Genomic DNA, 19,301 nt, shown 5'->3' on the forward strand with positions numbered 1-19,301 from the left:
AATCAATTGAAAGGATGAGCCGTCTTTTTCTTTGCCGCGGCAAAACAGACCGGCGCGGGGCCTCCGTCCAGCACGGCGTGCTCCGTCACGGTAAATCCGTGTCCTGACAGAAACTTTATAAATTCCTGTTCATCCCACTTGTGGTAAGACTGGAAGCCGGTTATGTTTACCAGATGCATCCCGAAGCGGGAGCGTGTTTTCCCGCCGTGAATGAAGGTGGGGGCAAACAGCAGCCCGTCCGGCTTCAGTACGCGGTGTATCTCGGAGAGAGCCCGTTCCGGGTGGGGCATGATATGGAGGGCGTTGGAGATGACGGCAGCGTCGAATGTCTGGGGCGCATAGGGCAGAGAATTTGCATCCTGTACGGTAAAGTGCAGGCGGGAAGAACCCGCCTGCTTTTTTGCGCGCTCAATCATCTGCTCCGAGAAGTCGGTGGCCTCCCAAAGGCGCACGCGGCAGGAGAGCGGAAAGGAGAGCTGACCCGTGCCGCAGGCCACCTCCAGTACGTTCATATCCCTTGTCAGGTACGGAGCGATGCGGCTGCAGATACTCCGGTACAGCGCGGAATGGCTCCTTGCGAAAAAGGTGTAGAACCGCGACATGTTTTTCCAGTACTGTTTATTGTTGTGATGTTTCATCGGTATGCCTCCTGCCGGATAGTCTGGCAAAACGATATTCCGTATGCGCAGCGTAGAGCGTCGGTTACCGTCGTGAATTTAAGAGTTAGTTCCTACTAACAAAAATCATAGCATAAGACGCCATAAATTACAAGGTTGTAGCGATATAAGGAAATATATGGCGCAGTTGTCAGAAGCAATCGCCCATGTTAGAATAAATGATATACCGTCCGTGTCGTTTGAGAAGAGGAGGATATCTATGCCGTTATCAGAAAAGAGCAGCACCCCGATACAAAAACCGGTCAGCCGTTCCGCGCTGCGTTCCAGATGCGGGATGATCTATTACGGTTTTCTGCGCAGAATGACGTGGCTGGCCATGAGCGGCCGGTTTGCCGGGAAGCGGAGAAAACCGCTTGCTTTCGTCTGGTTTGGGCACAGGACGCCTCTGCTCCGCAAGCTGCAGGGGCTGGATATGCAGTATCAGTATAATAAAATCACGAACTTAAAGCTGGCTTCGGAAAAGATCAACGGAATTGTGATTCACCCCGGCGAAGTATTCAGCTACTGGAAACTGATAGGGAAACCCACACGTAAAAAGGGATATCTGGACGGCATGATCCTGAAAAACGGCCGGGTGGCGGCCGGGACGGGGGGAGGCCTGTGCCAGCTATCCAATCTGATTTTCTGGATGGCGCTCCATTCACCCCTGACCATCGTAGAGCGGCACCGCCACGGATACGACGTATTTCCCGATTCCAACAGGAAGCAGCCGTTCGGAAGCGGAGCCACCTGCTCCTATCCCCATATTGATCTGATGATACGAAATGACACCGGGCAGGATATTCAGTTCCGGACGTGGCTGGACGGCGAATATCTGTACGGAGAGCTAAGGGCCGGTGTCCCGTCCGCGCTGCGGTATGAAATCGTGGAGAGAAACCACCTGATGAAAAGCGAATTCTGGGGCGGATACAGCCGCCATAACGAACTGTACCGCCTTACGTTTGAGGAAGATAACCTGATAGGGGAAGAATTTATTTTGAGTAATCATGCCATTATGATGTACGCCCCTTTTATCGGAGAAGGAAATGACGGTGAAGAACCGGGAAGCAGAGGAGAACTTAACAGATGAAATCATTAGTAATAGCAGAGAAACCGTCGGTGGCCCGCGACATAGCACGTGTCCTGAAATGCGGGAAAGCGCAGAACGGGGCCATCGAAGGCCAGGAATATATTGTAACATGGGGACTGGGCCATCTCGTCACGCTGGCCGATCCGGAGGACTACAGTCCCAAGTATAAGGAATGGAAGATGGAAGATCTGCCGATGCTGCCGGATACCTTTAAGCTGGAGGTCATAAAGCAGACGGCGAAACAGTACAACGCGGTGAAAACGCAGCTTTACAGGAATGATGTGGGAGACGTCATCATAGCCACGGATGCGGGGCGGGAGGGAGAACTCGTGGCCCGCCTGATCCTTAAAAAGGCCGGCAGCAGGAAACCCGTCCGGAGACTGTGGATTTCATCGGTCACGGATAAGGCGATCCGGGAGGGATTTGCCCATCTGAAGGACGGAAGGGAATACGACAACCTCTACGATGCCGCCATGTGCCGCGCCGAGGCGGACTGGATGGTGGGAATCAACGCGACCAGGGCGTTGACCTGCAAATACAACGCCCAGTTATCCTGCGGCCGTGTACAGACTCCGACCCTTGCCATGATTGCAGCGCGCGAGGAGGAGATAAAGAAATTTGTCCCGCAGCCTTATTTCGGCATCCGTGCAAAGTGCCAGGAACCTTCCCTGACCCTGACGTGGCAGGATGAAAAATCGGGAAGCGCCCGTTCCTTCGACAAAAACAGGATGGAAGGGATTCTCTCCTCCCTGCAGGGGGAAAAGGGAAGAGTGGAGGAGGTAAAGCGCACGCCGAAGAAGACATTGGCGCCGCTTCTCTACGATCTCACGGAGCTTCAGCGGGATGCGAACAAACGGTTTAATTATTCGGCCAAGGAGACGTTAAACATCATGCAGCGGCTGTATGAAAACCATAAAGTCCTGACGTATCCGAGAACGGATTCCAGATATTTGAGCGCCGACATTGTGCCGACCCTGAAAGAACGGTTAAAGGCCTGCGGCACCGGGCCTTATAAGACACTGGCCGGCCGCCTTCAGGGGCGCGCCCTGCCGGAAAAGCTGTTTTTCGTAGATGACGGCAAGGTGTCGGATCACCACGCCATCATCCCGACCGAGCAATACGTGCAGCTGGATCATATGACCGTGGATGAACGGCGTATCTATGATCTGGTGGTCCGCCGTTTCCTGGCCGTTTTGTATCCTCCGTTTGAATATGAACAGACTTCCCTGACCGTAAAGGCAGGCGGGGAGCGGTTCACGGCCAGAGGAGAGATCGTGAAGACACCGGGCTGGCATGAGGTCTATGAGAACGAGAAGCAGGAAGAAGATCCGGATGAGGACGGGCAGGAGATCAAAACCCAGAAACTGCCGGATATCAGGAAGGGCGATGTGCTGAGCGGTCTTGCGTTCCAACTGACGGAAGGAAAAACGAAAGCTCCGGCCCCGTTCAATGAGGCCACCCTGCTTTCGGCAATGGAAAATCCGGCGGCCTACATGGAGTCGAAGGATCGTGAGATGGTGAAGACACTGGGCGAGACGGGCGGACTTGGGACGGTTGCGACACGGGCCGATATTATCGAAAAACTCTTTTCAAGCTTTCTTCTGGAAAAACGCGGGAAAGATATTTATCTCACCTCCAAGGCCAGGCAGCTTCTGAATCTGGTTCCGGAGGATTTAAAAAAACCGGAACTGACGGCCGAATGGGAGATGAAGCTTTCAAAGATGGCGAAGGGCAGTTTAAAGCGCGATGCGTTTATGAGAGAAATCAGGGAGTATTCGGGTGAGCTGATTGAACAGATTAAGGCCGGGGAGGGAAACTTCCGCCACGACAACCTGACGAATACAAAGTGCCCCGTATGCGGAAAAAGGATGCTCTCTGTAAAAGGAAAGAACAGTGAAATGTTAGTCTGCCAGGACCGTGAGTGCGGCCACAGGGAGACCGTTTCCCGGACGTCCAATGCCAGATGCCCGGTCTGCCATAAGAAACTGGAACTGCGCGGAAAAGGGGATGGGCAGATTTTTGTCTGCCGCTGCGGATATAAAGAGAAACTGTCCGCCTTCCAGGAACGCAGGAAAAAAGAGGGGGCCGGAGTATCGAAAAAAGACGTGGCAAAATACCTGAACCAGCAGAAAAAAGAGGTGGAGGCGCCGCTCAACAATGCGTTTGCGGAGGCTTTTAAGGGACTTAAGCTGGACGACTGATGATAAGCGGCGGGAACATAAAATTACGACGGATACAGGGGGAGACATGGAGAAAAATAAGATCCTCATTATAGAAGATGAGGCCGCAATCAGGGAACTGCTCTGCATGAACCTGGAGGCGGTCGGATATGAGACGGAGACGGCCTGCGACGGCACGGAGGCGGAGCGGAAAATCCGGGAAGATCGGGGAGAATACGACCTGGCGCTGGTGGATGTGATGCTGCCAGGACCGGACGGCTTTGATCTGATTGAAGGGCTGAACGGAAAGGAGATTCCCTGCATTTTCCTGACGGCAAAAGCAGACGTGGCGTCGAAGGTCAAGGGGCTGCGTCTGGGTGCGGAGGACTATATCGTCAAACCGTTTGAAATGATGGAATTATTCGCCAGGGTGGAGAATGTCCTAAAGCGGAGGAGAAAACTGAAAAGCACGGTAGAGCTTGACGGCTGCCGGATCGATTTGGCGGGACACAAGATTTATGAGGACGGTGAGGAAATCCAGTTAAAGCCGATGGAATATGATCTGTTCCTGTTTCTCTGCCGCAACCGGAATGTTGCCTTTACAAGAAACCAGCTGCTCGATAAGATATGGGGCGGCGACTATGGGGGAGAGACAAGGACCGTGGACGTCCATGTCGCCAGTTTAAGAAAGAAGCTTAAGGCGGCGTCGAGAATACAGACCATACCGAAACTGGGATACCGCCTGGAGGTTTAACTGCCGTATGAAACTAACGAAAAAACTGATTGTGATTCTTTCCGCCAGCCTGGCGGCGGCCTTTTTGGCCGTCAGCCTTCTGGCGTTCTGGCAGATGCGTTCCCAGAGCATTTCCGTGGCCGTGGACAACTACGACAGGCAGATGGACTCCATTTCCTACGCCTTTTCGGAAATAGGGACCAGAGAGGATTTTGAGGCCATGGGAGACATTGCCGCGGAGGCCTACCTGAAATACCAGTTCAGGAAATGTTATAAGGACGGGTATGCCCTTTTAAAGGGGGAGGAGTGTATTGTAAATCTGACCGATTTTGAGATTTTGGATCCGGGAGCCCTGGAAGGACCATACAAAATCCAGCGCCTGGGGAAAAAGGCGGTGCTCCTGATGAAGCGTGAGATCAGCCAGTTTCCGGGCTATGATGTGCTGATGGCACAGAATATTACCCACTATTATCAGGAGATAGAACGCCGGGGAATCGTTCTGGCGCTGCTGTGCGCAGGAGTCTGGGCGCTGACGGCAGCCGCGGCTCTTTTCATGACACATAAGGCGCTGAAACCGCTGGAGGAGCTGACGAGAGCCGCCGTCAAGATCGGCAACGGCAGCCTTGGCGAGCGGGTGCCGGTGAACAGCCAGGATGAAATCGGAGAATTTGCCGGGGCATTTAACCAGATGACGGAAAAAGTGGAGAAACAGGTAGAAGATCTGGAGCTGCTTCTGGGGGCGCTGGCCCATGAGATTAAAACTCCGATGACGGCGGTGATAGGGTACTCGGACAGCCTGCTGCATGTCAAACTGACCGAGGAGCAAAAGAAACGCTCCCTGGAACAGATCCATGACGCAGGCCTGCGTCTGGAACACCTTTCCTCCAAGATGCTGAGCCTCCTCGGCAGATATGAAAATGAGGAAGTGCGTTTTGAAACGCTGCGGGTATGGGAGCTGATTGACGCTGCGGTAAAGGAGACGGAACCGCTCTGGAGCGCCAAAAAAGTTGTAATAGAGAAAAGGATTCTGACAGATAAAAAGCTAATGATAGATAAAAAGCTTATGATAGAGAAGACGAAGGAGCAGGAGACGGAACTATTGATTCAGGCGGACAGGGAGCTGTTTTTGTCCCTTCTCTTTAATCTGATCCACAACGCGGTGAAGGCGTCGAAGCCGGGAGGAAAAATCAGAATTGAAGCCGGAGATGACCGAATTGTCATCACGGATGAGGGCTGCGGGATTCCGGCCCGGGATCTGTCCCATGTGACGGAAGCGTTCTATATGGCGGATAAGTCCAGAAGCCGGAATGAGGGCGGCTCCGGGCTGGGGCTGGCTCTCTGTGAAAAGATTGCCTCACTGCACGGCGTGAGGATAGAAATTAAGAGCCGGCACAAGGCGGACGGATTTCAGGAGGAAGAATGCGGAACGCAGGTCATCCTCCATTGCAATTTACAGCCCGGCGGTGAGCCGCAGAGCTGAGGAACGTATTTACAAAACGTTTACATTTTGATGAGGACTTTGCCTGCATAAAAAGGTAGAATCTCTATATCAAACGGTAGTGAGACGTCCGGCGGATGTTCAATTCACTGTTTACGGGTGATGATTTACCGTTATAAGTGATAAGGAGAGAAGAAAAAGTGAAAAGAAAAAACATGTCCTGTCTGATCCTGTTAACGGCTGCCGCCTGCGCTTTGGCCACCGGCTGCGGCACGGGAGGGGATAAGCAGGTAATCGGAGAAAAAACGGAGTCCTCCGCCGTGGAGCAGAGCGCGGATGGCGAGAGCGGAGGAGTGGAATACGAGACCGCCGGAAACCATGAACTCAGCGTGCCGGAACAGGTGCAGGCGCCGGAACATTATAAGACGGAAGTAAAAGAAAAGGGTATGATACTCTCGGCCGACGCCCCGGTTACGGTCCCGGACCTCAAACAGGCTGTGATCAAAAGTGCAAAATCCGTCAATTATACAAAAGAGGAGTATGAGCAGGTAAAAAAGACTCTGGCAAAAACGCTGGGAGTTACCTGGGAGGAGGAGACGGTCAACACGCTGTACTATAGCGAAAGTGAGGAAGAGACCTCAATCAGCGTGGAAAACGGTTCGGCGGGTGACGGCAGCGCGGCAGCCGGCGAACAGGAGAACACGGTTCTCAAAAGCGGCGATGTATACGGGGAAAGCACAAATACGTGGGGGAAAGATGAAGAGGGATCGGATTATCAGCTCACCTACCGTACGGGGGCAGATGTTTTTCCTCCTCCCATTTCCCTGATCTGGCTGACCAAAAGATATAATGATGGCCGCCGTTCTGAAAAGCCGTCGGTTGTCTATGGGAATGACGACGAGGCATCCGTTTCACGGGCTGGCAAGGCCGGAGAACTTGAGAAAAAGGCAGAAGAACTGCTCAAGGAACTGGGCATAAAGGGATATAAAATTTACGATACGAGATGGAGGGAAGCGTTTTTTACAGCAGGCGGTGAGAGCATATCGAATTTCCAATACCGTATCACGTTTACCCCGTCCATAGACGGCGTCGGGGTGACCTGCCCGAGCCTGGACCTGCCTGACAACGCAAGCTCGGAGGGCCCCTATATCGATGTGATATATAATGAAGACGGAACCCTGACTCACCTCAAAATAATTGGCAAAGAAGAACTGGAGGTCAGTGCAAATGACGGAACCTTCCTGCTTCCCTTCGAGGCAATCCATGAGTTATTCGAGCAGTACTGCAAGGATTCCTACGGCAGGAACAGCGAGAGCGGCCTGCAGTCCTACCAGAAAGACGAAAAGGCGTCTGCCGGATGGACGGAGCCAGTGACCATGGTGAATGTCAGTAAAGTAAAGATGGAATATGCCTTCATTGGACGTGAAAACAGGAAAAAGGTGACGGAGCAGGAACTGATTCCAGTATGGAATTTTTACGGAAATGTCTCACGCGGTCACGAAACGGCGGCGGAGGCGGAGCTGATAGAGAGCGTCGGCGGGGAAATGACGCGGCAGGATGGGATTATTCTCTCGATCCGGGCGGATGACGGAAGGATTTTGTGGGAGTGAGGTGAAGGAATGAGAAACGTGCCGGGGAGATCGCGGCGGAATGGTGAGGCGAGGAGGTGAGTCTTCAGTCCCGATGGAAGGTTATCGCGCACCACTCCGGCCTCTTCGCTGTGGCGCGGAGGTCTCTGACTGGAACGGCTTGTAGGATATGCAGAGAATATGCGCTCCGGGCGGCTTCTTAATCATGGTTTTTATCATGGTTAGGGAGGCTGTCCGGAGTTTTTGTTGAGTGGCAATGAAAAGTTCGCGAAGCGTGCTTTTCATTACAATCAATGGCGTTCTTTGCCATTTCCGTGCATCGCGAAGCGTGTTATTGTTCACAGCGCAATGCGGTGAGAACAGTAACATCTGGCTGTTTTAATGGGAAAAACGGAGTTTTTACTATACTGGAAGAATATGGTTTGTGTTATAATATGATATTGCGAATTGCAAGTCGGAGGAATGAATATGAAATTAAGAGACAGTTTTCACCCTTATGCAGCAGTTACAATTTTCTTCTGGTCGCTGGCCTATGTGCTGACGCGGCTTACGCTTCAGTATTTTACCGCTTTTTCACTGGGATTTTTAAGGTATTTGATTGCCTCCTGCGCCCTTATTGCGGTTGCCGTCCTGACAAAGATGAAGCTGCCGGGTAGGGCCGATCTGCCGTGGTTTCTGGCTGCGGGCGGGATTGGTTTCTTTTTGTATATGATTGCCTTCAACCAGGGGCAGGCCACGGTTACAGCCGCCACAGGCAGTGTCGTAATCGCTTCGGTGCCCGTGTTTACCGCGCTTTTGGCCCGGTTTATCTATCGGGAAAAACTGCGTGCATTCCAGTGGGCGGCGATTCTGGTTGAGTTTATCGGCGTTGCCGTACTGACATTGATGAACGGCGTCTTTTCCATCAATGCGGGGCTTTTCTGGCTGTTTCTTGCGGCGCTGGCATTGAGCGGCTATAATCTGTTACAGCGGAAACTGACGGAAACCTGCACCGCGTTGCAGACCTCTACATACAGCATTTTTGTCGGGACAATCCTGCTGGCGGTCTTTGCGCCGGCCTCCATCGGTGAGGTTTCCCATGCGCCTGCGATCCAGTATCTTTATCTTGCGGTTTTGGGCATCGGTTCCAGTGCCATTGCCTATGTTTCATGGGCCATGGCGTTCGCCAGGGCAAAGCAGATATCTCAGGTCAGCAACTATATGTTTATCACGCCCTTTTTGACGAGCATTCTGGGTTTTCTGCTTGCCGGTGAAGTCCCCGATTCCGCAACACTGATTGGCGGCGGAATTATCCTTTTGGGCGTGCTGATTTTCAATTTTGGAGGGAAATTTCGGGGGCAGGAACGGAACGTGCCTGAGGAATAGGAAGAGAAGGCCGCCCGTTCCTCAGTGGAACTTCCCGTAATAATTACGTTAAGAAATACCGTCCATGTTTCAACTGTCCGTTAACCTTCCGCTAACCTATCTTTCATATTTCTTTATTTTATTTAAAGACAGCGAAAGGATCATTAAAACACCGCAAAGGAACGTCCGGATCCCTTCCCTTTTTTTAAAACATGAATAGAATGGAGGTAGGTAGAGAAGGAGGGACAATATATGAATCTGGTTGCGATTTTACTTATTATTGTTTACGCGGTGATTGGAGGGCTTTCCACCGCTGTATTAACGATAAGCCTGCCGGCGCTGATTATCTGGAAGTTTTACAGAAAAATCAAGTACAAAAAAGCATGGACTGATTAGGAGTAGTCAGAATAATGAATAAATGCAGGGAAATCATTAAAAAAATGAGTTGCCCGCTGCCGGGATATCCGGGCGGTGGACAACTCATTTTTTTGTATTGCAAAGCAGTGGAATGTGCGCGGGCCATTCGGGTTACCGGGCGCCGCGTGTACAGTGACGCATTCGCAGGACTGCCGGACGGCCTGAGGAGATCTCCGATTGATATGGGCAATTGGCGAGAACTTTCCGGTACCGGTTCTTTGTATTGCCAGCCTGTCCGCAGCGATGCTATAATGACTTTAAAAAGAGAACGGGTCACTGTGGATACACGACTGGTTCAGAAGAAAAACGGAGACGATTATGGATATAGATTTGATAAGGCTGTTTGCGACGCGCCGGCCCTATGGCGGAGAAAAAAACAGAATACGTTTTTTTCGTGCAATGAAACGGAAGACAGCCTGTTTTCTTAAGCGTTCCCCGGAATACCGCGCCATCTGCGCCGATGCCGGTTTCACCCCGCGGGACTTGAGAAGCGTGGGAGATCTGCGGAAGCTTCCCGTCATACCTACCCTGTATTTTAAAAGAAATCATATAGGAATCAGGCGCGGCCCGGCCATTTTAGTGACTTCCTCCGGCACGGGAGGTTCCGTCAGCCGGATCCGGTACACGCCAGGGGAACTGTGCCTTCTGGCGGCAATGGCTGCCAATCTGGGGCGGGTGCACCGCCTTTTTTCTCTGAGGCCGGTTCATTATATTATGCTGGGATATCAGCCGGTGAGGGAGAATAAGGCGGTAATCTCCAAAACCGCCTATCTTTCAACCTGGTATGCACCAGGCCTCGACCGGACGTATGCCCTGGAATACAGAAGAGGGAGAAATGGCGCCGATGGAGGATACAGGCTGAATCTGAAGGGAGTTCTCAATAAGCTGGTAACGTTCTCTTCGGGAAGGAATCCGGTCAGGATTGTGGGATTTCCCTCCTATACCTGCTTTTTGCTCAGAAAAATGAAGGAGGAGCGGATAAGCTGTAAACTTCCTGCCGGATCCAGGGTGATGCTGGGCGGAGGATGGAAACAGTTTGCAGGAGATGAGATTCCAAAGGAGGAGCTGTATTCCCTGATATGGGAGGTGCTCGGCATCGGGGAGAACCATGTCCATGAATTTTTTGGTGCAGCCGAACATCCGGTGCTTTACTGTAGCTGCCGGAACCATCATTTTCATATACCGGCGTATGCCAATGTGCTGATCCGGGACGCGGGAACCCTGAAGATCCTGCCGAGGGGCCGGGCGGGTCTGGTAAATCTGATGACTCCCATCGGTTCGGATCTCCCCCTGATGAGTGTGATGACCGACGATATCGGTGTATTGTATGATGGAAAAGACTGTGGCTGCGGTATAGAAGGCGCATACCTCAAGCTGCTTGGGCGGACCGGGGCAAAAGGCGTCAAAACGTGTGCCGCCGGAGCTGCGGAGTACTGGCGGCAGGAGGAGTGACGGTGAAACCGACGCGGCCATATGGGCAACAGCGCGGCCATGCATGAAACAGCGCGGCCATGCATGAAACAGCGCGGCCATGCATGAAACAGCGCGGCCATGCATGAAATAGCGCGGCCATGCATGAAACAACGCGACCATATGGGAACCGACGCGGCCATGCATGAAACCGACACGGCCATGTGGATGACAACGCCGATATGATAAACGGCGCGGTACCGGATGAAAAAAGAGAGAAAAAAAGCAGGTACAAGCGGCATTTCCCGGCGGCTCCGTATAAAATAGAAGTAAAGCCACCAAAGGATATTGATATGATAAAGAGAATTCCGCTGGAAAAGGCGGCCCTGCAGGTCTGCATCGACAACTCAAAACCGCCCCTGATTTTTCAACTGCCGCCGTGGCAGGGCAGGATGAAGCTGGATGAGGCGCAGAATGCCCCCGTTTATATGTACCCGGCCTCCGTCGGCATGACGAATTTTAATACAGGAAGATGGGGCGTGATCCGCGTTTACATTGTGAGGCCGGAAAATTGTTCCCCGGATGCCGACACGATCCTTTACATTCACGGCGCGGGCTGGGTATTCGGAAATTTCCACACCCATGAGAAGCTGGTCAGGGAGCTGGCGGCGCGTACGGGTTCCGTCGTTGTTTTCCCGGAGTACAGCCTGTCGCCGGAGGCAAAGTATCCCACAGCCATTGAGCAGTGTTACAGTCTGCTGTGCGCCCTTCCCGCGTTTACCCGGGAGACGGGAGGACCGTTTAACCTGGACCGTTTAAGCGTTGCGGGAGACAGCGTCGGAGGCAACATGGCGATCGCCATGACGCTGATGGCTAAGTTCCGGTGCGGTCCCGGGATTGCAAGACAGCTTCTTTTTTATCCCGTCACCAATGCCTGTTTTGATACCTGCACCTACCGGGAATTTGCAACGGACTACTATCTGTACCGGGATGGAATGATCTGGTTCTGGAACCAGTATACCCGGTGTGAAGCCGACCGTGCGCAGATTACGGCGTCTCCGCTGAGAGCGGGACTCGAACAGCTTGCCGGACTTCCACCGGCCCTGATCATTAACGGGGAGGCGGATGTGCTGCGCGACGAAGGGGAGGCCTATGCATCAAAGCTTTTGCAGGCCGGGGTCGATGTGACGTCGGTGCGCATCAGGGCGACGATCCATGATTTTGTGATGCTGAATGCACTGGATCAGACTAATGCATGCAGGGCGGCCATGGATCTGGCCGTAAGCTGGTTTCTGAGAAAAGGATAACAATAGCGAGAGGGTACGATATGATTTTTATGAACGGAAAAATATCTGATTCCGTGAATTACAAAATGGCAATCAGGCTGATGGACAAACGGATTACAAGAACCCTCTCCGGGGAGAAGCTTGACCCGGAGAGAGTGATAAACGCGGCCGGAAGGATGGCCGAGGATGCGATGTCGGGAAAATTTGACCGGGAATTTGCACGGTATCTGCAGCCGGGCGGCAGTCAGCCGGGGAAGGAACCTTTGAGCTTTCACGACGGCCTGTCTGCTGCAATGGCGGAATTGTTCCGCGCGGACTCTCTGAGAAAGAAGTTTCAACTGGAACTGTCCGGGTTCCCGGACAGCAGTGCGGAAGGAAAACGTTTCCGCCGCCTTCCGATAGGCGTGCTCCTCCATATCGCGGCAGGAAACGCGGAGGGACTGCCTGCATACAGCGTATTGGAGGGCCTTTTGGCCGGCAATATCAATATTCTGAAACTCCCGGCCGGGGATGACGGACTGTCGCTTTTTATACTGAAAAAGCTGACGGAATATGAACCGGTCCTGAAAGAGTATATTTACGTGATGGACACGCCCTCCGGGGATGAAAAGACGATGAAAATGATGATGCGGCTGGCCGGGGGCATTGCCGTCTGGGGCTCCGACGAGACTATCCTGGCGGTGAGAAGAAGCGCGCCCGCCAATGTAAAGCTGATAGAATGGGGCCACCGCCTCAGTTTCGCCTACATTGACGACCTTGACGCACCGGAGGAGAAACTCGGTGCGCTGGCGCGCCATATTTTCAGCACAAAACAGCTTCTATGCAGTTCCTGTCAGGTGATTTATCTGAATACGGTTGATTTTGAGGATGTAAAGAAGTTCGGAAGACGTTTCGCAAAGATAATGAAACGGGAAGAGGGGACGGAGGGAAACTCACCTTTTATTCAGGGAAAAGTCACGGTGGAGCTGATGACCAGAAGACTGGAACGGGTTAGCAGGAAGGGCTGCCGGGCGTCAGAGAAGACGCAGGTAAACCGGGCGTCAGGGAAGATGCAGGCAAGCCGGGCGTCAGGGAAGGCGCAGGTAAACCGGGCGTCAGGGAAGACGCAGGCATGCCGGAAAATGGAGCAGGCGCCATCATGCTGTGTGTACAGGGCCGGCAGCGGCAGCGTCATCTGTATGGACGACAATAAACTGGAGGTCTCCGGCCAGTTCGGCAACGTGCTTGTCAAACCCCTGCCGAGAGAACAGATTATTACCGCCCTCTATTCGTCCAAACGCCATCTTCAAACGGTGGGAATGTATCCGGAAAGCCGGGAACTGGGGCGGCTGTTTGAACAGTGCGGCCTGACCAGTCTGTGCGGTCTGGAAAACATGAGTGAATTTGAAATTACAGGCTCCCATGACGGAACCTTTGCACTTAGAGAGTATACGAGAATTGCAGAGTATAAAAACAAAATAACAGAAACCGGGCTGGATGCAAGTGCCAAAGGCCAAAGTGCCAAGGGCTAAAGCGCCAAAGACAAAGCCGCAGAGTATGGAACTCTGCGGCGTGTCTGTTGCCGGTATCAAGAATCCGGATATAAATCATGGATTCGTTTTTCCGCCCGCTTAGTTACCCTGTCTTCCAGGTCCTCCGGTTCATCCTGTGCCTGCCGGCGGGCTGATTCAATATAGTCCTGCGCCTTTTCTTTTGAAAGGGTTTCTATCCGGGCAATCCGGTTGGAGGAGTCCCTCACGACAGATAAATCAACCGAACCGGCTTCATCGGTCCAGAACGTATAAAAGAAACCGTCTTTTGTTCTCTCATCTACAAGCACCCTCACACGCTGTCCCTTGAAGTAGATGACGCCCTTTTCCGCATTAAAGGTAACTCCATAGGGTAGATACTCGCCATATTTCGTTTGGTTTGTTTCAGCTTCATTCTTTATGCCGTCTCTGATTTCATTTGTGCCGTCGTCATTTTTGGCGTCAAAGTCGAAAAATGCGGCGCGGCACTTTTCTGCGGCCTCTTTCGATATCGAATTTATGCCTGTAATCTCATTGGAAGAATTGCGTGAGACAGAAAGGCAGGCGGTGCCGTCCTCATCATAGTAGAAGGACTCTGGATCAAAATTCGGATCCACGAAAAGTTTTACCTTCTGTCCGTTGTAAAGCAGTGTTTTTCCGTCGTCGGAAATGGAAATACCATAGGAGGAATACTTTGCATAGATATCGGGGGCAGGCAGGAATTTGTAGGCATAGGTGAAATTGGGGGAAAAAACAACATGCTCTTTTGTGAAAACAGGATCATACGGCTCATTCTCCGCAGCGGCGGCGGAAGTGGCAAATGTGCTTCCAACAGTGGCTACGACAGCACATGCAATAATTATGGTAAAAGTTGAAATCTTTTTAATTTTCATAATTGCCTCGATTCTTTCTTCAATCGCATTTTTACTAAAATGGCTGCATAGCGGAGTCAGCCCGCTCTTTTGTTCCTCCATGTCGATCAGCGTGAGCGCATAGGCGGATTTTACGGTTTCTCCGAACATCCGGACTACTTTTTCATCACAGGAGAGCTCAAGGTCCCGGTTTGCTAAAATATACATCACCCAGACCAGAGGATTGAACCAGTGTATGCACAGGGCTGCGGTCAGCAGAAGTTTTGTTCCCCCGTCAAAGCGCCGGATATGCACATATTCATGGGTAAAGATATACTGTAATTTTTTTGTGTCGGCCCAATCCGTTTGTGCCGGCATCAGAATAACGGGGCGGAATATTCCATAGGTAAGAGGGGCCGTAATGCTGTCTGACCTGCGGATTGAGAGTTTCCGGTTACAACGGTGGGATGCCAGCCATTCCACGGTAAAATCATTTTCTGCCGGGAAGGAAGTCATAAAAGTGCGGCGGCATCTGATGTAGGCAATTGCAAAATAGAGAGCGCACAAAGCCGTTCCAACGATCCAGAGCCATCCCCACAGAGTAATTCCGGCGGCAGAGGCGGGAACCGGCATGGCGGAGCCGGTTGGCATGACCGATGGGTGGATTGTTGCCGGAGTGGGAATGCCTGCTGCCGGAACAACGGGAATGTGTACGGCTTCCGGGCGGTTGGCAAGGGAATAGATGCTTAGCGGCGAGGGCAGCGAGAATGGAACCAGCAGCCGTATCAGAACAATACCCCACAGGGCAATAAACGTCGCCTTGGGCAGGCGGTTGATGAAAAGCGCCCGTATAACCGTGATAATCAAAATCATAACGGCAGCAGAAAAACTCATTTGCAGCAGACTCATGATTCATCACCCCCCAACTCTTCAACCATCTGTCTCAGCTTTCCAACCTGCTCCGCAGACAGATTTTTTCTGCCCAGCAGAGAGGCAAACAGTTTATCAACAGAGCCGTCAAACACCTTGTGCAGCAGCTCGTCGGTTTCCTGTTCCTGCACCTGTTCCCGCGGAATAAGCGCACGGCATACAAAGTTTGGCTCGATCCGTTCCACGGCTCCCTTTTTGATACACCGCTTCAGCAGGGTATAGGTAGTATTGACATTCCAGCCGTACCTCTCATTCATCACATCGGCAACGTGCTTTGCCATCGTGTCGCCCTCTTTCCAGAGAACATCCATAACTTTAATTTCGCTGTCTACCAGTTTAATATCCATTCGATTCACCTCGTTTCACTTATAAGACTGGAGTAGTACCTCATACTCATATACTACTCCAGTCTTAAGAGAATGTCAATACTACATCTGTCTTATTTTGGAATTTTAAGGGATTTGACTCACCGCCTTTCCGCTCCTTGCCATATGAGGTTCCAAAAGGTATAATGAAACGGTCGGCGGGTCGGATAAAGACTTGCTTTTTTCTTTTCACACGGCGGCAAATAGGATATCGGCAGAAAAACATAACAGAAAAACACAACAGAAAAACACAACAGAAAAACACATCAGAAAAACACAACAGAGAAATACAACAGAGAAATACAACAGAGAAATATTACAAAGAGACACAATAAAGAGATACATCAGAGATACATCAGAAAGGATTGGAAGAATCGATGATAACAGCCATAAACAACAGACGCAGCATCCGCAGATATAAAAACCAGAACGTGCCGAGACAGATAATAGAAGAGATTATAGAGGCGGGGACACTTGCTCCTTCTTCTAAAAACAGGCAGCCCTGGAAATTTATTGTTACGTCGGGGGCTGCAAAAAGAGAGGCGCTCGCCGCCATGGAGAGAGGACTTCATAGGGAAAAAGAAACCCCGCTCCTTCCTGGCTGCACCCAGTATATCAGTGGAGCGGAAAATACACTCCGGATCATGGAGCAGGCTCCTGTAGTCATTTTCATCCTCAACACGCTTGGCCTCGACATCCACTCCGTACTGACACCGGAGGAGCGCATATACGAGATGTGCAACGCCCAGTCCATCGGAGCTGCCATCGAGAACATGTCTCTGGCGGCGGAAGAGCAGGGACTGGGCAGCCTGTGGATTTGTGACACCTGTTTTGCCTACGAAGAGCTGAACCGCTGGCTGGGAGCCGACGGGGAACTGTTTGCGGCCCTGGCGCTGGGTTATGCGGACGAGCAGCCTGCCGCGAGGCCGAGGAAAGGGGTGGAGGAGGTAACCGAGTGGAGAGTTGATTGAGACAGGAGACGCCGCCGGGACGGCCGGGGGGGAATGGTGAGAGGGAGGTTATGAGTCTTCAGTCCCGGGCTGTATGGTGTTGTGGGTGGAGGTTACGGAAGAAAGAAATCTCCTGCGGGGACCGCTCCCGCTGATGAAGTGCGCAGCGCTTCTAAGCTCGTAAGAAACCTCGCTAAGAAGCGGCGGACTTCAACGTCCCCTCCGGAGATTTTTTCTTCCTCCACCCCCACCGGGAAGGTTCTGACCGGGACCGAAGACGCGAAGGTTTTCGCCATTCCGCGCGGACTGCGGAGGCTAATCTGTCCCCTTTCTTCAAGGGGGAAAGTATGGCCGCGGCCATTGCATAAGGATGATTTTTTGGGGCCTGTGACAGCTTTTACGTTCTTAATCAGTGATGATAAAGCAATATCAGAAAGAGCCGAAAACGGTATTTTTTCAGCTATTAATTCTCCCAGAACAAAAAAAGACTGAACAATATCAGAATTCCCAATCAGCATACAGCCTTATCCCCTCTACCTTACCAATCCATAAAAGCGCCTCATATCAACACTTAATATCAATACTTAATATCAACACCTCATATCAACACCATGTATCAGCCTGCGCCTCAGTATTACATAGTGGCAGCAACACCCTATCCCCTTTGAAAAATGCAGACAATCAAGCGGCCGCAGGCAGCGGGGCGGGATGGCGAAAAAACTTCGCGTCTTCAGTCCCGGGCCATAATCTGCCTGTGGGGAAGGAGGAAGAAAAAATCTGCGGAGGGGACGTTGGAATCCGCCGGTGCTTGGGCGCCGTATTATGGCGCCTTAGCATCCGCTGCGCATTCCATAAGCGGAAGCGGTCCCCGCAGCAGATTTCTTTCTTCCGTATTCCCCGCCCGCCAAAACCTCCTCCGGGACTGAAGACTCACACCCTCCCTCTCCCCATCCCCCCGCCCCTCATCCCGCGTCTTCATTTTTCAACAATCCCGAACATTCAAATCCCTCCTTCATATCATAAAGAAGGAGGGATTTATTATGTCTGATCGTTCATACACACCCAGAGACACTTTTGCAGATATTCTCGAAGATAACGAACCGCAGGCGATTGCCTGGGTAAGGGGAGATGCCGCCCATGCGACTCTCAGCGGGCTGGTGAAATTTTATGCGACGCCCTATGGGGGAGTTCTTGTAGAAGCCGAAGTATTCGGCCTTCCGGATCAGGAACGGCCGTCCCCGAGTAACTTTTATGCAATGCATATACATGAAAATGGAAACTGCACCGGTACGCCGGCAAATCCGTTTGCCAATGCCGGATCCCATTTTAATCCGGGAAATACAATGCATCCGTTCCATGCGGGAGACTTCCCGTCCCTTCTCAGCAATCAGGGATATGCATGGCTCTCGTTCTATGACAGGAGATTCACAATCCAGGATATCATGGGAAGGTCCGTGATTATCCACGGCAATCCGGATGATTACAGGACCCAGCCGTCCGGCAATTCCGGCCCCATGATTGGCTGCGGAGAGATTATGAAACGGTAACGGTAACACACATGTTCTGTGTCCCGGACGGCGCTGCCAACCGGCGTTACCGGCCCGCGGAATCCTGCTGCCCGGAAGACGATATCCGGGCCAGCAGGATTCTGGTTAAAATCACGGTGGTGACGGTATAATAGATTTCCAGCGCGCTGCTGATGATGCCGACCAGAATCAGAAGAAAAGCCGAGCCTGCGACGATGGCGGCCCACGCATACAAACAGGAGCCGTAGCGTTCCGGTTCAATCAGATACTGATGCCAGATAATGATAATCAGGCAGACAAGCAGCAGGACGGCAGCTAAAAAGGCAAATATAATATGAAGAAACGATTTAAGAGGAAGTTCCTCTGGCAGGTAAGGCGTCGTAATGGCGCAAAAGAGAAGGACAAGAGCTGCCGTGATGAGCGGGGTCCGTTTTGTCCGGCGTTTGCGGGGTGTCCCGGGCGAAGGCACGTCCTCAGCCGTTTTATCCATATGCTTTACAATGGAGCGGAGGGTATAGAAAAAATAACTTCCCACCATGAGGCCCCACAGGACAAAAGCATCCCTCCTGTGGATATAGTTCCCGATCACGGAGAAATTCGTGGTAAACCATCCGTAGCCCTTTACAAAAAGGAGCGTGTAAGCGGGGATAATGAAATAAGCAAACAGATTAAGCAGCATAGCAGAGACCTCCCAAACGGTGAAACACACATTCTGTATAAAAACACCGCTCTTATTTTTTAACATGAAACAGTAGTATATCAGAAGATGGAAATTCAAGGGTAAAAATTTTATAGTATTTTTGTTAAATTTCTATAATCTCTATTCTGCCCAAAAACGTCACAGTCTGTCCCGGAATGTCATAAACTAAAAGAAAAGGGCTTTTATTTTATGATTGTGAAGAGTGTCAATACGAGAGAACTGACAAAGACCGAGATAGAAAAGCTGGAAGACAGAATCAAAGAAATGACGGTTATGGAGCTCAGGAAATTCAGGGAGAGCTTTGATGCGGATGAAATGGGTTTTTCCGGCAGAAAGGAGGGGGTCTGAT

18 protein-coding genes are annotated in these 19,301 nt (G+C 51.7%); 13 read left to right on the forward strand and 5 right to left on the reverse strand.

From position 1 onward, the window contains the following. Positions 1 to 2 precede the first annotated feature (2 nt). Positions 3 to 638 (reverse strand): class I SAM-dependent methyltransferase, encoded by a 636-nt coding sequence (locus QZT18_RS10525; protein WP_294147557.1) that lies wholly within the window; start codon positions 636 to 638, stop codon positions 3 to 5. Between the two features lie 238 nt (positions 639 to 876). On the opposite strand from QZT18_RS10525, the gene QZT18_RS10530 reads away from it, so the two are divergent. The 10 genes from QZT18_RS10530 (at position 877) to QZT18_RS10575 (ending at position 13,633) form a co-directional block, all read left to right on the forward strand. Beyond that, on the forward strand, positions 877 to 1,746 hold the full coding sequence (locus QZT18_RS10530; protein ID WP_294147558.1) for a VanW family protein: 870 nt from the start codon (positions 877 to 879) through the stop codon (positions 1,744 to 1,746). Further along, positions 1,743 to 3,947, forward strand: coding sequence for a DNA topoisomerase III (locus QZT18_RS10535; protein WP_294147561.1), 2,205 nt, complete (start codon positions 1,743 to 1,745; stop codon positions 3,945 to 3,947). The genes QZT18_RS10530 and QZT18_RS10535 overlap by 4 nt, the downstream gene beginning before the upstream one ends. A gap of 46 nt (positions 3,948 to 3,993) precedes the next feature. Then, positions 3,994 to 4,659 (forward strand): response regulator transcription factor, encoded by a 666-nt coding sequence (locus QZT18_RS10540; protein WP_294147563.1) that lies wholly within the window; start codon positions 3,994 to 3,996, stop codon positions 4,657 to 4,659. A 7-nt stretch (positions 4,660 to 4,666) separates the two neighbouring features. Beyond that, entirely contained in the window at positions 4,667 to 6,118 is a 1,452-nt protein-coding gene (locus QZT18_RS10545; RefSeq protein ID WP_294147565.1) for a cell wall metabolism sensor histidine kinase WalK, read from the forward strand. Between the two features lie 158 nt (positions 6,119 to 6,276). After that, entirely contained in the window at positions 6,277 to 7,686 is a 1,410-nt protein-coding gene (locus QZT18_RS10550; protein WP_294147568.1) for a DUF6034 family protein, read from the forward strand. A 447-nt stretch (positions 7,687 to 8,133) separates the two neighbouring features. Next, a complete protein-coding gene (locus QZT18_RS10555) occupies positions 8,134 to 9,030 on the forward strand; it encodes a DMT family transporter (RefSeq protein WP_294147570.1) in 897 nt (298 codons plus the stop codon). A 231-nt stretch (positions 9,031 to 9,261) separates the two neighbouring features. Next, the gene (locus QZT18_RS10560) at positions 9,262 to 9,405 is read left to right on the forward strand and encodes a hypothetical protein (protein WP_227031926.1); all 144 of its coding nucleotides are present in this window, start codon (positions 9,262 to 9,264) and stop codon (positions 9,403 to 9,405) included. Positions 9,406 to 9,744: 339 nt separating this feature from the next. Then, positions 9,745 to 10,878 carry a hypothetical protein gene (locus QZT18_RS10565; protein WP_294147575.1) on the forward strand — a complete coding sequence of 378 codons (1,134 nt, stop codon included), beginning with the start codon at positions 9,745 to 9,747 and terminating at the stop codon, positions 10,876 to 10,878. A gap of 311 nt (positions 10,879 to 11,189) precedes the next feature. Beyond that, complete coding sequence (locus QZT18_RS10570) at positions 11,190 to 12,143, forward strand: alpha/beta hydrolase (RefSeq protein WP_294147577.1); 954 nt, start codon at positions 11,190 to 11,192, stop codon at positions 12,141 to 12,143. Positions 12,144 to 12,163: 20 nt separating this feature from the next. Then, positions 12,164 to 13,633: an acyl-CoA reductase gene (locus QZT18_RS10575; RefSeq protein WP_294147579.1), complete on the forward strand. Its 1,470-nt coding sequence runs from the start codon at positions 12,164 to 12,166 to the stop codon at positions 13,631 to 13,633. A 56-nt stretch (positions 13,634 to 13,689) separates the two neighbouring features. On the opposite strand, the gene QZT18_RS10580 is transcribed toward QZT18_RS10575, so the two are convergent. Together QZT18_RS10580 and QZT18_RS10585 are read right to left on the reverse strand one after the other, a co-directional pair. Next, positions 13,690 to 15,390 carry a M56 family metallopeptidase gene (locus QZT18_RS10580; RefSeq protein WP_294147581.1) on the reverse strand — a complete coding sequence of 567 codons (1,701 nt, stop codon included), beginning with the start codon at positions 15,388 to 15,390 and terminating at the stop codon, positions 13,690 to 13,692. Beyond that, on the reverse strand, positions 15,387 to 15,758 hold the full coding sequence (locus QZT18_RS10585; protein WP_294147583.1) for a BlaI/MecI/CopY family transcriptional regulator: 372 nt from the start codon (positions 15,756 to 15,758) through the stop codon (positions 15,387 to 15,389). Before QZT18_RS10585 ends, QZT18_RS10580 begins: the two co-directional genes overlap by 4 nt. A 395-nt stretch (positions 15,759 to 16,153) precedes the next feature. On the opposite strand from QZT18_RS10585, the gene QZT18_RS10590 reads away from it, so the two are divergent. Continuing rightward, complete coding sequence (locus tag QZT18_RS10590) at positions 16,154 to 16,747, forward strand: nitroreductase family protein (protein WP_294147584.1); 594 nt, start codon at positions 16,154 to 16,156, stop codon at positions 16,745 to 16,747. A gap of 92 nt (positions 16,748 to 16,839) precedes the next feature. Here the strand turns inward: QZT18_RS10590 and QZT18_RS10595 are convergent, their stop codons facing one another. Then, positions 16,840 to 17,244 carry a hypothetical protein gene (locus tag QZT18_RS10595; RefSeq protein ID WP_294147587.1) on the reverse strand — a complete coding sequence of 135 codons (405 nt, stop codon included), beginning with the start codon at positions 17,242 to 17,244 and terminating at the stop codon, positions 16,840 to 16,842. A gap of 522 nt (positions 17,245 to 17,766) precedes the next feature. Between QZT18_RS10595 and QZT18_RS10600 the strand changes: the two genes are divergently transcribed. Next, positions 17,767 to 18,273, forward strand: a complete 507-nt coding sequence (locus QZT18_RS10600) for a superoxide dismutase family protein (RefSeq protein ID WP_294147589.1) — start codon at positions 17,767 to 17,769, stop codon at positions 18,271 to 18,273. A 46-nt stretch (positions 18,274 to 18,319) separates the two neighbouring features. Here the strand turns inward: QZT18_RS10600 and QZT18_RS10605 are convergent, their stop codons facing one another. Continuing rightward, positions 18,320 to 18,931, reverse strand: coding sequence for a hypothetical protein (locus QZT18_RS10605; protein ID WP_294147591.1), 612 nt, complete (start codon positions 18,929 to 18,931; stop codon positions 18,320 to 18,322). A 210-nt stretch (positions 18,932 to 19,141) separates the two neighbouring features. Here QZT18_RS10605 and QZT18_RS10610 point away from each other — a divergent pair, with 210 nt between their 5' ends. Further along, entirely contained in the window at positions 19,142 to 19,300 is a 159-nt protein-coding gene (locus tag QZT18_RS10610) for a hypothetical protein (RefSeq protein WP_294147593.1), read from the forward strand. The last annotated feature ends 1 nt before the right edge of the window (position 19,301 follow it).

Origin of the sequence: uncultured Clostridium sp. (genome assembly GCF_900547735.1) — a bacterium.
Lineage (GTDB): Bacteria > Bacillota > Clostridia > Lachnospirales > Lachnospiraceae > Otoolea.

What these genes read in the sequence shown, in the direction of transcription:
- QZT18_RS10565 (WP_294147575.1), top strand. Translation starts at nt 9,745, where the DNA reads ATGGATATAGATTTGATAAGGCTGTTTGCGACGCGCCGGCCCTATGGC.
- QZT18_RS10600 (WP_294147589.1), top strand. Translation starts at nt 17,767, where the DNA reads ATGTCTGATCGTTCATACACACCCAGAGACACTTTTGCAGATATTCTC.
- QZT18_RS10545 (WP_294147565.1), top strand. Translation starts at nt 4,667, where the DNA reads ATGAAACTAACGAAAAAACTGATTGTGATTCTTTCCGCCAGCCTGGCG.
- QZT18_RS10605 (WP_294147591.1), bottom strand. Translation starts at nt 18,931, where the DNA reads ATGCTGCTTAATCTGTTTGCTTATTTCATTATCCCCGCTTACACGCTC.
- QZT18_RS10595 (WP_294147587.1), bottom strand. Translation starts at nt 17,244, where the DNA reads ATGCTGATTGGGAATTCTGATATTGTTCAGTCTTTTTTTGTTCTGGGA.
- QZT18_RS10540 (WP_294147563.1), top strand. Translation starts at nt 3,994, where the DNA reads ATGGAGAAAAATAAGATCCTCATTATAGAAGATGAGGCCGCAATCAGG.
- QZT18_RS10555 (WP_294147570.1), top strand. Translation starts at nt 8,134, where the DNA reads ATGAAATTAAGAGACAGTTTTCACCCTTATGCAGCAGTTACAATTTTC.
- QZT18_RS10590 (WP_294147584.1), top strand. Translation starts at nt 16,154, where the DNA reads ATGATAACAGCCATAAACAACAGACGCAGCATCCGCAGATATAAAAAC.
- QZT18_RS10525 (WP_294147557.1), bottom strand. Translation starts at nt 638, where the DNA reads ATGAAACATCACAACAATAAACAGTACTGGAAAAACATGTCGCGGTTC.
- QZT18_RS10610 (WP_294147593.1), top strand. Translation starts at nt 19,142, where the DNA reads ATGATTGTGAAGAGTGTCAATACGAGAGAACTGACAAAGACCGAGATA.
- QZT18_RS10570 (WP_294147577.1), top strand. Translation starts at nt 11,190, where the DNA reads ATGATAAAGAGAATTCCGCTGGAAAAGGCGGCCCTGCAGGTCTGCATC.
- QZT18_RS10535 (WP_294147561.1), top strand. Translation starts at nt 1,743, where the DNA reads ATGAAATCATTAGTAATAGCAGAGAAACCGTCGGTGGCCCGCGACATA.
- QZT18_RS10585 (WP_294147583.1), bottom strand. Translation starts at nt 15,758, where the DNA reads ATGGATATTAAACTGGTAGACAGCGAAATTAAAGTTATGGATGTTCTC.
- QZT18_RS10575 (WP_294147579.1), top strand. Translation starts at nt 12,164, where the DNA reads ATGATTTTTATGAACGGAAAAATATCTGATTCCGTGAATTACAAAATG.
- QZT18_RS10530 (WP_294147558.1), top strand. Translation starts at nt 877, where the DNA reads ATGCCGTTATCAGAAAAGAGCAGCACCCCGATACAAAAACCGGTCAGC.
- QZT18_RS10580 (WP_294147581.1), bottom strand. Translation starts at nt 15,390, where the DNA reads ATGAGTCTGCTGCAAATGAGTTTTTCTGCTGCCGTTATGATTTTGATT.
- QZT18_RS10560 (WP_227031926.1), top strand. Translation starts at nt 9,262, where the DNA reads ATGAATCTGGTTGCGATTTTACTTATTATTGTTTACGCGGTGATTGGA.